We start from the raw sequence: 12,167 nt of genomic DNA, 5'->3' as shown, positions 1-12,167 counted from the left end.
ATCGCCCTTGACCTGCGGCGGTGCGACTCCGGTGGCACACATTGCGTTCGGTCCGACTTCGTCGGCGATCGGTCCCCTTCGGCGGCAGGGGACAGGCCTTCACCAGGAGGCTTGCCAGGCGATAGCTTGCGATATATCGTTGAGACATCGCGACCGTTCAAAGAAGAGTCGCGTGACTACGATGATGAGAGGAGCGCAGTCATGCGTTCACATGGAAACGACCACGGATACGGCCCCGGGCGCCGAGGCGCGGGCAGGGGAGACTTCGAAGGCGGCAGGCCCGCGTTCGGCCCGTTCGGACCGCCCTTCGGTGGCGGACCCTTCGGCGGCGGGCGCGGTGGCCGCGGAGGCGGGCGGGGGAGGGCCAGGCGCGGCGACGTACGTGCGTCCATCCTCGCGCTGCTCAAGGACCGCTCGATGCACGGTTACGAGATGATCCAGGAGATCGGCGAGCGCAGCGGCGGGGCCTGGAAGCCCAGTCCCGGCTCGGTGTACCCCACCCTCCAGCTCCTGGAGGACGAGGGTCTGATCATCAGCGCCAGTGAGGGCGGCAAGAAGCTGTTCACCCTCACCGACCTCGGCCGCAGCGAGGCCGAGTCCGGCCCGGACGCCCCTTGGGAAGAGGCTGGGCGCGGTGTCGACTGGGAGGGCGTGAACGAGATCCGGCAGGCCGGATTCGGCCTCATGGAGGCTTTCGGTCAGGTCTGGAAGACCGGCTCGGCCGACCAGCGGGAGAAGGCTCTCGCGGTGATCAACGACGCCCGCAAGAAGCTCTACCTGATCCTCGCCGACGAGCACTGAGCCGTGCGGTACGAGCAGCTGGAGAAGGGCCCCCGTCGCGGGGCCCTTCCTCATGCGCCTCGCGCGTGTGCCGGATGTGCCTCCTGCGTGGCCGATGTCCTGCCCCTAGTGGCGCGTTCTCATCCCCAGGGATGACAACCCCCTACTGTTCCCCGCCTTCCGCGGGATGACGGATGGGCCGTGACGGGGATGTTTTCGCCGTCCGGGACTGATGGGGTGGAGAGGTGCAATTCCGGACGTCAGGGATCCCCGAGCAAGCCGCGCCGAACCACGCCTCGTGGGCAGGTGACGGGCTGAGTGCCGCGATGACCGCGGTGGTGACGGGCGCGCGCAGGCGGGCGGTGCGCGACGGCGACCGCCATGTCGACACGGCGCATCTCCTGCACTCCCTCGTCGAGTCCGACCCGGAGGTACGGGAGGCCTTCGAGGGAGGGCCGCAGCTGGCCAGGGTGCTCGGGTATCTCGTCCAGCGCAGCATCGGATACGGCCTGCGCTGGCAGGGCACGCAGGAGGACTCGGGGGCGTTCCCCGCCGTACGGGAACCGGCGGGCGAGGGCTGGTCGCCCTCGGCGGCAGCGGCCATGGACCGCGCCGCCCGCGACGCGCTTCGGCGCGGGGAGCGGCATGCCGACGGCCTCGGTCTGCTGGCGGCGCTGGTCGCGGATTCCCGCTGCCGTGCGGTCGAGGTGCTTCAGCGGGCCGGCGTAGAGGTCGAGCGGCTGCGTGCCCGCGCGCGGGACCGTGCGGCGGCCGGGGGCCCGCAGGGGTGATCATGACCACCCGGCGGACAGGTGTCACAGGGGTGACGCTACTGACGCCTGCTGTCATGATGTGCCGATGCACGCGACTCAGGGGAGAAGCGCCGGTCTGGGCCTGGCCCTCGCCTCGGCCCTCGCATTCGGCGGTTCAGGGGTTGCGGCGAAGCCGCTGATCGAGGCGGGGCTCGACCCGCTGCACGTGGTGTGGCTACGGGTGACCGGCGCCGCCCTCGTCATGCTGCCGGTCGCCTGGCGGCACCGGCGCCTGGTGCGGGAGCGGCCCGTACTGCTGGCCGGTTTCGGGCTGTTCGCCGTGGCCGGGGTGCAGGCCTTCTACTTCGCCTCGATCTCGCGCATCCCGGTCGGTGTCGCCCTCCTCATCGAGTATCTGGCCCCCGCACTCGTCCTCGGCTGGGTGCGTTTCGTGCAGCGGCGGCCCGTGACCCGCGCCGCCGCTGCCGGTGTGGTGCTGGCGGTCGGCGGGCTCGCCTGCGTCGTCGAGGTGTGGGCGGGTCTGAGCTTCGACGTGGTCGGACTGGCGCTCGCCCTCGGTGCGGCCTGCTGCCAGGTGGGCTACTTCGTCCTGTCGGACCAGGGCGCGGGCCACGGGCGCACGGCGGACGCCCGGCCTCCCAACCCGGTGGGCGTGATCGCGTACGGACTGCTGGCCGGCGCGGCCGTACTCACGGTGGTGGCCGGGCCCTGGGCCATGGACTGGGCGGTCCTCGGCGGCACGGCGGACATGGACGGGCACGACGTCCCCGCCTGGCTGCTGCTCGGCTGGATCGTGCTGCTCGCGACCGTGCTGGCCTACGCCACCGGCGTGGTGTCGGTGCGACTGCTCTCGCCTCAGGTCGCGGGCGTCGTCGCCTGTCTGGAAGCGGTCATCGCGACCGTGCTCGCCTGGGTGCTGCTGGGCGAGCACCTCTCAGCGCCTCAGCTCGTGGGTGGCGGAGTGGTGCTGCTCGGCGCCCTGATCGCGCAGTCGTCCGCACCCAGGCCGCCGTCGGGGCCGGTGGCATCGGGAGCGGGCGTCCCGGCGGCTCAGACGCCCGAGTCGGCCGGTGCCGAGGGTGAGTTGTTCCGGCCTCCCCCGTCGTCGTAGGGTGCCGATCATGACGCTGACCGTACTTCCGCCTCCCGTCGCTTAGCGCGAGGCGGCCACTCCGGACGAAGACCGGGCTCGGGCAGGTCCCGAGCGGTTCGTCGCTGCCCGCGCGCGGAGCCGAGCGACCACCACTCTTCTTCTGGAGCGTCACGTGTCCCACCCTGTTTCCGGCCTGCCCGTCGGGCGGAGCCTTGTCTATCTCGTCGTCGCCGGTATCGCCTGGGGTACGGCGGGCGCGGCCGCATCCCTGCTCTTCCGGATCAGCGATCTCGGGCCGCTCGCCCTGTCGTTCTGGCGCTGCGCCGGCGGCCTCGTCCTGCTGGCCGGGGCGCTCGCGCTGCGCCCCCGCCGCCGCCGCGGTCCCGCCGAGTCGCGTCGTCGGAGGCTGCTGCGCATCCTGGGGACCGGCATCGGTCTCACCGTGTTCCAGAGCGCCTACTTCGCGGCGGTCGAGGCGACCGGGCTTGCCGTGGGCACCGTCGTCACGCTGGGTGCGGGGCCCGTCCTCATCGCGGTCGGCGCGCGGCTGACGATGGGGGAGCGGCTGGGCAGGGGCGGTCTCGCCGCCGTGGCGGGCGCGCTCGTCGGTCTCGTCGTACTGGTGCTCGGCGGCGAGCGGGCCGAAGTCCGGCCCACGGGGCTGCTCCTGGCGGTGCTGTCCGCCGCCGGGTATGCGGCGATCACCCTGCTGACCCGGTGGCTCGGGCGGGACGGTGCGGCGGTTGACTCCCTCGCCACGAGCGCATGGGCCTTCGGTATCGGCGCCGTGGGCCTGCTGCCCATGGCGGCGGCCGAAGGCCTCGTACCGCACACCGCCGAGACGGGCGAGGTGCTGTGGCTGCTCGCCTATGTGGCGGCGGTGCCCACCGCGCTCGCGTACGCCCTCTACTTCGCGGGCGCCGCGGTGGTCCGCTCGGCGACCGTCTCCGTGATCATGCTTCTCGAACCGGTGAGCGCCGCGGTCATCGCGGTGACCGTGCTGCGGGAGCGGCTCACCGCGGCCACGGTCATCGGCACGCTGCTCCTGCTCACGGCTGTTGCGGGTCTCGCCTTCGCCGAGACACGCGGCGCGGCGGCCGCCCGCCGCAGGGCCGCCGTGGTGGCCTGACCCGGCCCGCTCACGGGGCGCGGGCCGGCCGGCGGTCTCAGAGCGCGGTGAGGTAGTCCGGCACCTGGATCGCGGGGTCCAGGTCGTCGGACGGCACAGGCGCCGCGTATCCGGGGGTCAGCGGGACCACGCCCGCCCAGTGCGGCAGCGAGAGGTCCGCGGGGTCGTCGTTCGGGCCGCCCGTACGGATCTTGGCGGAGACCTCCTCAAGGTCCAGGCGGATGACCGCGGTCGCCGCGAGCTCCTTAGCGTCGGCGGGGCGGGAGTCCTTCGACCTGCCGGGCACGACCTGGTCGACGATGGCGTCGAGCGCGGTGCGGCGCTCCTCCGGGTCGGTCACCGTCCTGGCGATGCCATGGACCACCACGGAGCGGTAGTTCATCGAGTGGTGGAACGCGGAACGCGCCAGCACCAGGCCGTCCAGATGCGTCACGGTCAGGCAGACGGCGAGGCCCGGATCAGCCGCGCCCGTCTCGCGCAGCGGACGCGATCCGGTCGAGCCGTGGACGTACAGCCGCTGTCCGACCCGCGCGAAGAGGGTCGGGAGGACGACGGGTGCCCCGTCCCGGACGAAGCCCAGATGGCAGAGACAGGCCGTGTCGAGTATCGAGTGGACCGTCGCGTGGTCGTACGAGGCGCGCTGCTTGGCGCGGCTCGGCACCGTACGCGCGGTCGGGTCGTACGCTCCGGCGGCCTCGGGGAGGCCGGTGCCGTCGGGTGTGGTGGTGTCCGGCATTGCGTACTCCATTGCACTAGTGCATAGTTGACTTTGTGCTAGGAGAGTATCGGATCAGTGGGCGGCGTGCATCCGACATTGCCGCGAGTGTGGAACGAGGCGTCGCAGCGGGTGACCTCGCACCCGGCCATGTGCTGCCGCCCATGCGGGAGTTGGCGGCCGTGCTGGGCGTCAATCCGAATACGGTGGCCGCCGCCTACCGGACTCTGCGCGAGCGCGGGGTGATCGAGACGGCGGGGCGGCGGGGGAGCCGGGTGCGGCCGCGCCCCGCGAGCACGGCGCGCGGTTCGCTCCGGGTCGAGGTCCCCGCGGGCGTGCGTGACCTGGGCGACGGCAACCCCGACCCCGCCCTGCTGCCGGACCTCGGCGAGGCACTGGCGACGGCTGCGAAGGAGTACGTCGGTGGGGCGAGCCGCTACGGGGACGCGGCTGTGGTCCCCCGGCTGGCGGAGCTCGCACGAGCCGGTCTTGACGCCGACGGTGTGCCCGCGGGCCCGCTGGCGGTCACCTCCGGAGCCCTCGACGCGATCGAGCGCGTGCTCGCCGCGCACCTCAGGCCCGGCGACGCGGTGGCCGTCGAGGATCCGGGGTGGGGCGCCCTGCTCGACCTCGTCCCGGCGCTCGGCATGCGCGTCGTACCGATGGCGCTGGACGAGGAGGGCCCGCTGCCCGGGGAGGTGGAGCGGGTGCTGCGGGACGGCGCAGCGGCCCTGGTGGTCACCGACCGGGCGCAGAACCCGACCGGTGCCACGGTGAGCAGCGAGCGTGCGGCGGAGCTGCGTTCCGTCCTCGCGGAGCACCCGGGCGTCCTCCTGATCGAGGACGACCACGGCCACGCCATGGTCGACCTGCCGGTGCACCCCCTGGCGGGGGTCACGGAGCGCTGGGCCTTCGTGCGGTCCGCCTCCAAGGCGTACGGACCCGACCTGCGCCTCGCCGTGCTCACCGGTGACGGGCTCACCGTGGACCGGGTGGCGGGGCGTCAGGGCCTGGGGCCCGGCTGGGTCAGCGGACTTCTGCAGTGGACCGTGGCGTACCTGTGGGCGACGGGGGCGGTCGACACGGCGGCCGTCGCCCGCTCCTACGCGGCGCGCCGTGACGCACTCGCACGGGCGTTGGGGGAGCGGGGCATCCCCGCGTACGGACGGACCGGGATGAATGTGTGGGTACCCGTGAGCGACGAGACCGGGGCGGTGTCCAGGATGCTGCACGCGGGCTGGGCCGTGGCCCCGGGTGCGCGGTTCCGGATGGCCTCGCCGCAGGCGGTGCGCCTGACCGTCTCGACGCTGTCCGCCGCCGACATCGAGCCGCTGGCCGACGCGGTGGCGGCAGCGGTGACACCCGTCCGCCCGGTGAGCTACGGCTGAGTGGCCGCCCGGGGGCGGAGCTGGGTGAGCGCGGCGCCCGCGATGACCACCAGGGCACCCACCGGGGTGTTCCAGCTCAACTGCTCACCGAGCAGGGTCACTCCGGCCGCCGTGGCGATCACCGGGATGAAGTAGGTGACCATCTGGGCGGTCGTGGGGCCCACTTCCTGCACGAGGCCGTACTGGAGGAGGACGGCGAGTCCGGTTCCGAGCGCCCCCAGGGCGACCACGGCGAGCGTGGGCAGCAGAGGGAAGCGCTCGGGCGTTGTGGTGAACAGGGGCACTACCAGGGCCAGTTGCGCGGTGCCGAGGAAGAGCTGACTACCTGTCAGTGCCAGCGTGGACGAGTCTGTGCCTGCCAGGGTGCGCCGGACGTAGATCCAGCCGACGGGATAGCTGAGGGAGGCCAGCAGGGCCATCGCCGTACCCGTCACATCCAGGCCCGTGAAGCCCTGCCAGGCGCCCAGCACCGTCAGTACGCCGATGAAACCCAGGCCGAGCCCCGCGACGCGGCGGCGGGTGGGCCGGTCCTCGGAGAGTGCGACCAGGGAGAGCGCCATGCCCCACAGGGGTGAGGTCGCGTTGCAGATCCCGGCGAGGGTGGACGGGATGGTCAGCTCGGCGTACGCGAAGAGCGAGAAGGGCAGCGCGTTGAGGAAGAACGCGGCGACGAAGAGGTGGGCCCAGGTCCGGCCGGAGCGGGGTGGGCGTTCGCGGCGTACCACCATCGCGACGGCGAGTACCGCCGTGCCGGACAGCAACCGGCCGAACGTCACCTGGAACGGGGCGTACCCGTCGGTGCCGACCTTGATCAGCAGGAAGCTGAAACCCCAGATGAGCGACAGTGCGGCGAAGCGGACCCGCCAGTCCAGGACCGGCCGCGGCGCCGGGGGAGCGGGGAGCGAGGTGTCGGATGGCGGCCGGATTCTCGGTGCGGCGGGAGCGCTCATGCGTCCACCATGCCGACCCGGACCGCGTAGAACAAGTGAGAGTTCGTTGGCTCCTTGGCGTAGTATTGCTTACATGTTGAATCTGGAGCGGCTGCGGACCCTGGACGCCCTGGCACGGCACGGTTCCGTGAGCGGCGCGGCCGACGGCCTTCACGTCACCACGTCCGCGGTGTCCCAGCAGATGGCCAAACTGGAGCGCGAGGTGGGACAGCAGCTCCTGGCCAGGAACGGGCGTGGCATCCGCCTCACCGACGCCGGCCGGCTGCTCGCCGGCCACGCCGCGAAGATCCTTTCGCAGGTGGAGGTCGCGCAGTCCGACATCGAGGCCCAGCGCGGCCAGGTGGTGGGCGAGGTACGGCTCGCGGCCTTCCCGACGGCCGCCCGTGGTCTGTTCCCCGCTGCTCTCACCGCGCTTCGCGCCGAGCACCCCGAGCTCAGGCTGCGTACGACGGAGCTGGAGCCGGAGGGCGGAATCCGCGCGGTGCTCCGGGGCGATGTCGATCTCGCCGTGGTGCTCGACTGGAGCAACAAGCGCCTGCCGGTCCCCGGGGGTATGGCCAGGGCCGAACTCCTCGACGACGCACCGGACATCGCCATGCCCGTCGGCCACCCCCTGGCCGGCCGGGCCGAGGTGGACATCGAGGACTTCGCCGACGACGACTGGGTGTCCTGGCCGGAGGGTGAATTCTGTTACGACTGGCTGATGTTCACCCTGCGGTCCACCGGCATCGAGCCCCGCATCGCGCATCTCGCGGGCGAGCACCACACGCAGCTCGCCCTGATCGCCGCCGGATTCGGCGTCTGTGTGGCACCCCGGCTGGGAAGAGGGCCGGTGCCGGACGGTGTCAGCCTGGTGCCGGTGCGCCAGCCGATGCGACGTCATGTCCACGCGGTGTGGCGCGCGGACGCGGACCGGCGGCCGTCGATCAGGGCCGCCGTCGGGGCCTTGCGCGCCGCCGGCCTGGCCCTGCACGCGCCGATGCCTGCCACTTCGGAGTGATCAGCTCCGCAGGCGTACCGGCAGCGACCGCACGCTGTTGCCCACGAAGGAGGCGTGGCGCGGCAGTTCGGCCTCCGGGACGGCGAGATCGAGGTCGGGGAAGCGCGTGAACAACTGGGCCAGCGCGGTGGTGCCCTCCATCCGGGCCAGCGGGGCGCCCATGCAGTAGTGCGCACCATGGCCGAGCGAGAGGTGCCGGGTCCCGCCGGCGCGGGTGATGTCGAAGCGCCCGGCGTCCGGGCCGTACGCCGACGTGTCGCGGCCCGCCGCGGAGTAACCCGCGAGCACCGGGGTCCCCTTGGGGATCAGGGTGCCGTCGAGTGTCAGGTCGCGGGTCGGGTAACGGAACGGGAAGTAGCTGACCGGGCTGTCCCAGCGCAGCGTCTCCTCCACCACATCCGCCCAGCTCGCCCCGCCCGAGCGGACCAGGGTGAGCTGGTCCCGGTGGGCACACAGGGCACGTACGGCGTTGGTGATCAGATTGAGTGTCGTCTCGTGGCCGGCGATGATGGTGAGCATCAGGGTGCCGATCAGCTCGTGCGGGCCGAGCCGGTCGCCGTCCGCCTCGCGGGCCGCGAGCAGCGCGCTGATGAGGTCGTCACCCGGATCCTCCGCCTTCGCGGCCGCGACCGCGCCGAGCACCTCCAGCATCTCCCGGTTGGCCGCCATGGCCTCCTCGGGCGCCGTGTCGGTGGCGACGACGCGATTCGACAGATGGTGCAGCCGGTCGTGGTGCCGGGCGTCCACGCCCAGCAGTTCGCAGATGACACCCATGGGCAACGGCAACGCGAAGTGCGTACGCAGATCGACGACACCGTCACCGGCGGACGCGGCCCGGTCCAGGCCGTCCAGCAGCGAGGCCGTCAACGCCTCGATGCGCGGCCGGAGTTCCTCGACACGGCGTGCGGTGAACGCCTTGCTCATCAAGGACCGCAGCCGCCGGTGGTCGGCACCGTCCGCGGTGGTCACCCCCTGCACCGTCGCGAACGCCTTCAGCGGCCAGCCGTCAGGTATCTCACCGGCCTGGAGCGCCGCGAAGTGCCGTGCGTCCTTCGCGGCATCGGGGTGCGCGAGGAAGTCCCTGAGGGCGTCGTGGCCCAGCACCGCCATGCCCCGCACCTCACCGGGCAGGACCACCGGGGCGACGGAACCCCGCGACAGCAGACGGGCGTTGGCCGCGTGCGGACAGCCGCCGGAGGGGTCCATGCGGTGCGGGCCGGCAGGTGCGGAGTTGACCGGTGGCGTGTTCAACGGGGCTCCAGACGGAAGGAGGAAGCGGGCTTCGCAGCCCGCCCACGGCACCCTTCGATTATGGGACAGCCGCCCCCCGCGTGGTGGTCAGCCCGCCTTCTCCACGAACTCCGTGGTGTAGGTCTTGCCGAGATCGACCTTCGCGTCCTTGAGGTTGGGGTTGAACGCCTTCAGGACCCGCTCGACGGTCTCCGGGCCGTCCTTCGGCATCACACCGTCCTCGGTGAACATCGGCAGGGTGCTCTTGATGGCCTTGGCGTACAACTCCTCGCCGCCCTGTGCGTAGTCGGCCGGCATCTTCGCCGCGATCTCCTCGGGCGAGTGTCCTGCCATCCACTTGAGAGTCTTCACGAAGGCGTCGGCCAGCTTCTGCACCGTCTCCTTGTTGTCGTTCACCCAGCTCGTGTTCATGTACAGGCTGGAGGACGGATAGGGGCCGCCGAGCGCCTCCTGCGAGCCCTCGGGTGTGCGCATGTCGACAAGTACCTTGCCGACCTTCTTGTCGAGGATCTGTGTGACGGTCGGGTCCGTGGTCATCCCCGCCTGGATGGAGTTCTGCTGGAGCGCGGAGATGAACGTCTGCCCGGCGCCCACGGCCACGGGGGTGATCCGGTCGGTCTGCACCCCGTTCTTCACCGCGAGGTACTTGGTGAGGAAGTCGGTGGAGGAACCGAGGCCGGTGACGCCCAGCTTCTTGCCGGAGAAGTCCTTCGGGGACTTGATCTCGTCCGCGGCGGCGTTGGACACCACCTCCACCTCGCCCGAGGTGTGCGAGAGCTGCACGACCGACTCGACCTCCTTCCCCTTCACCTGAAGGTCGAGGGTGTGGTCGTAGAAGCCCACGACACCCTGCACATCACCGGAGACGAGCGAGGTGGTGGCCTGTACGCCGGCGGGCTCGGTCAGCAACTGGACGTCGAGCCCCTCGGCCTCGAAGTAGCCGAGCTTCTGGGTGAGCATCGCCGGCATGTAGATGACCTTGTCCAGGCCGCCGACCATGATCTTGAGCCGGCCGCCGTCGGCCCCGGTGGATGAGTCCCCGCCGCAGGCACTGGCGGAGGTCAGGGCCAGCACGGTCGCGGCAGCGGCAACGGATGCCTTGAGATGGCTACGCATGGTCACGTCCTTGTGAGTGTGATGAGGCCGGAGGTTGCCGGGTTTTCCCGGGGAGGCGGCGAGGGTCAGCGGCCGTCGCCGGCGTCGGCAGGCTTCCATCGGAAGAGGCTGCGTTCGAGGAAGGACAGCAGCGCCTCGGCGAGCAGGGCGACGACCGCGAGGATCACCATGGCCGCGTAGACCCCGGCGGCGTTGAAGGTGCCCTGGGACGCCGAGACGAGCAGGCCGAGGCCCTTGGTGGCGCCGATGTACTCCCCGACGATCGCGCCGATCAGGGCGAAGCCGAAACTCACATGCAGGCTGGTGAAGATCCATGAGGTCGCCGATGGAATGACGACCTGGAAGGTGACCTGCCGGTTGGTCGCTCCGAGGATCCGCGCGTTGGCGACCAGGTTCCGGTCCACCTCGCGGGCGCCCTGGAAGGCGTTGAAGAAGACAGGGAAGAAGACGAGCACCACGGCCGAGGCGATCTTCGAGGCGGGGCCGAGACCGAACCAGATCAGGAAGATCGGTGCGAGGACGATGCGGGGCAGCGCGTTGAGCACCTTGATGTAGGGCCCCAGCACATCGGACAGGAAGCGGACCCTGCCCAGCGCGATTCCGAGAATGACACCGCCGATCACACCGATGATCCAGCCGACCAGAGCCTCGTACAGCGTGTACCAGATCTGTTCCCACAGGCTGCCCTGCGGGGTTCCGTCCGTCGCCCACCGGCTTATCTGGTCCCAGATCTTCGACGGCATGGAGAAGTTGAACGGATCGATGACCGCTGACCTGGCCAGCCACTCCCACAGGCCCAGCAGTGCGATCAGCAGGAGGACACGGGCGCTGTAGACGGTGATGCGGCGATTACGCGCGGCCCGGGCGCGAGCCTGCGCGCGTGTCCCGCCCGAGGTCTCGGTCGTGCCCGCGCTCGTGCTCTCGACCTGTGGTTTCCCGGCGGGTGCCGAGGTGCTGTCAAGCGGCATCGGACGCACTCCGTTCACGGGTGATGCGGACCTCTTCACCGAGCGAGGACCAGATCTCGCGGTAGATCTCCACGAAACGCGGTTCCAGCCGTACGGCCTCGACCTGCCGGGGACGCGGCAGATCGATGGTGAAGATCTCCTTGACGGTCGCAGGACCGGCCGTCATGACGACGACCTTGTCCGCAAGGGCGATGGACTCCTCCAGGTCGTGGGTCACGAAGACGACCGAGGCACCGGTGCCCGCCCACAGGTCCAGCAGTTCGTCGGACATCAGAGCCCGCGTCTGCACATCGAGCGCCGAGAACGGCTCGTCCATGAGCAGGAGTTCGGGGTCGTTCACGAAGGTGGCCGCGAGTGCGACGCGCTTGCGCTGCCCGCCGGACAGCTGGTGCGGGTAGCGGTCCTCGAACGAGCTGAGGCCGACGCGCGCCAGCCAGGAGCGAGCACGGTCCCTGGCCTCCGCCTTGGGCACTCCACGGAACCGTGGCCCCGCCATCACATTGGAGAGAACCGACCGCCAGGGGAACACCGCGTCCTGCTGGAAGACGAAGCCGACCTTGTCGCCGATGCCGGACACCGGAGCCCCGCTGACGAGGACCTCGCCCTCGGTGGCCTCCTCCAACCCGCTCACCAGGGTCAGAGTGGTGGACTTCCCGCAGCCGGTGGGCCCCACCACGGCGACGAACTCGCCCTGCTCGACGGTGAGGTTCAGATCGAGTACGGCAGTGTGCAGGCCACCGGACGGCGTGCGGAACACCTTGCTCGCTCCCCGCAACTCGATGACCGGACGTTTCTGAATGCTCATGACCGGGACCGTAGGAGCGGCCGTCGCACGGCGACAGCCTTGTGGGCACAACTCGCCGTTGTGCCCGTAGTACCTGTTCTGCTCGTTGTGCTCACTCGAGAATCACGATCCCGCGCACAGGGGTGGGCAGGGATCCGTGGGCCGTTTACCTTGCGGTTACACAGGAGCAAAGGGGACGGCTCCGCACAGGCCCACGGAA

General features: G+C 71.0%; 12 protein-coding genes. 6 read left to right on the top strand and 6 right to left on the bottom strand.

From position 1 onward, the window contains the following. Positions 1 to 201 precede the first annotated feature (201 nt). The 4 genes from AB0C75_RS18135 (at position 202) to AB0C75_RS18120 (ending at position 3,775) form a co-directional block, all read left to right on the top strand. On the top strand, positions 202 to 801 hold the full coding sequence (locus tag AB0C75_RS18135) for a PadR family transcriptional regulator (protein WP_362891859.1): 600 nt from the start codon (positions 202 to 204) through the stop codon (positions 799 to 801). 224 nt (positions 802 to 1,025) lie between these two features. Continuing rightward, positions 1,026 to 1,571, top strand: coding sequence for a Clp protease N-terminal domain-containing protein (locus tag AB0C75_RS18130; protein WP_362891857.1), 546 nt, complete (start codon positions 1,026 to 1,028; stop codon positions 1,569 to 1,571). A gap of 67 nt (positions 1,572 to 1,638) precedes the next feature. Then, on the top strand, positions 1,639 to 2,664 hold the full coding sequence (locus AB0C75_RS18125; RefSeq protein ID WP_362891855.1) for an EamA family transporter: 1,026 nt from the start codon (positions 1,639 to 1,641) through the stop codon (positions 2,662 to 2,664). 154 nt (positions 2,665 to 2,818) lie between these two features. Beyond that, entirely contained in the window at positions 2,819 to 3,775 is a 957-nt protein-coding gene (locus AB0C75_RS18120; protein WP_362891853.1) for a DMT family transporter, read from the top strand. A gap of 37 nt (positions 3,776 to 3,812) precedes the next feature. Here AB0C75_RS18120 and AB0C75_RS18115 read toward each other — a convergent pair whose 3' ends face one another. After that, positions 3,813 to 4,511, bottom strand: coding sequence for a pyridoxamine 5'-phosphate oxidase family protein (locus tag AB0C75_RS18115; protein WP_362891851.1), 699 nt, complete (start codon positions 4,509 to 4,511; stop codon positions 3,813 to 3,815). A gap of 35 nt (positions 4,512 to 4,546) precedes the next feature. On the opposite strand from AB0C75_RS18115, the gene AB0C75_RS18110 reads away from it, so the two are divergent. After that, positions 4,547 to 5,878 (top strand): aminotransferase class I/II-fold pyridoxal phosphate-dependent enzyme, encoded by a 1,332-nt coding sequence (locus tag AB0C75_RS18110; RefSeq protein ID WP_362891849.1) that lies wholly within the window; start codon positions 4,547 to 4,549, stop codon positions 5,876 to 5,878. Here AB0C75_RS18110 and AB0C75_RS18105 read toward each other — a convergent pair. Further along, positions 5,869 to 6,828 carry a DMT family transporter gene (locus tag AB0C75_RS18105; protein WP_362891847.1) on the bottom strand — a complete coding sequence of 320 codons (960 nt, stop codon included), beginning with the start codon at positions 6,826 to 6,828 and terminating at the stop codon, positions 5,869 to 5,871. The genes AB0C75_RS18110 and AB0C75_RS18105 overlap by 10 nt on opposite strands. A gap of 73 nt (positions 6,829 to 6,901) precedes the next feature. Between AB0C75_RS18105 and AB0C75_RS18100 the strand changes: the two genes are divergently transcribed. Then, positions 6,902 to 7,828 carry a LysR substrate-binding domain-containing protein gene (locus AB0C75_RS18100; RefSeq protein WP_362891845.1) on the top strand — a complete coding sequence of 309 codons (927 nt, stop codon included), beginning with the start codon at positions 6,902 to 6,904 and terminating at the stop codon, positions 7,826 to 7,828. Here AB0C75_RS18100 and AB0C75_RS18095 read toward each other — a convergent pair whose 3' ends face one another. The 4 genes from AB0C75_RS18095 to AB0C75_RS18080 all read right to left on the bottom strand — a co-directional run bounded on the left by AB0C75_RS18095 (position 7,829) and on the right by AB0C75_RS18080 (position 11,968). Further along, the gene (locus AB0C75_RS18095; RefSeq protein ID WP_362891908.1) at positions 7,829 to 9,034 is read right to left on the bottom strand and encodes a cytochrome P450; all 1,206 of its coding nucleotides are present in this window, start codon (positions 9,032 to 9,034) and stop codon (positions 7,829 to 7,831) included. Positions 9,035 to 9,166: 132 nt separating this feature from the next. Beyond that, positions 9,167 to 10,195 carry an ABC transporter substrate-binding protein gene (locus tag AB0C75_RS18090; protein WP_362891843.1) on the bottom strand — a complete coding sequence of 343 codons (1,029 nt, stop codon included), beginning with the start codon at positions 10,193 to 10,195 and terminating at the stop codon, positions 9,167 to 9,169. A gap of 65 nt (positions 10,196 to 10,260) precedes the next feature. Then, entirely contained in the window at positions 10,261 to 11,163 is a 903-nt protein-coding gene (locus AB0C75_RS18085) for an ABC transporter permease (protein WP_362891841.1), read from the bottom strand. After that, on the bottom strand, positions 11,153 to 11,968 hold the full coding sequence (locus AB0C75_RS18080) for an ABC transporter ATP-binding protein (protein WP_362891840.1): 816 nt from the start codon (positions 11,966 to 11,968) through the stop codon (positions 11,153 to 11,155). The genes AB0C75_RS18085 and AB0C75_RS18080 overlap by 11 nt, the downstream gene beginning before the upstream one ends. Positions 11,969 to 12,167: the final 199 nt, after the last annotated feature.

The organism is Streptomyces sp. NPDC048565 (assembly GCF_040650935.1).
In the GTDB taxonomy this organism is placed as follows: domain Bacteria; phylum Actinomycetota; class Actinomycetes; order Streptomycetales; family Streptomycetaceae; genus Streptomyces.
This window is presented reverse-complemented; position numbering and strand designations above follow the sequence as displayed.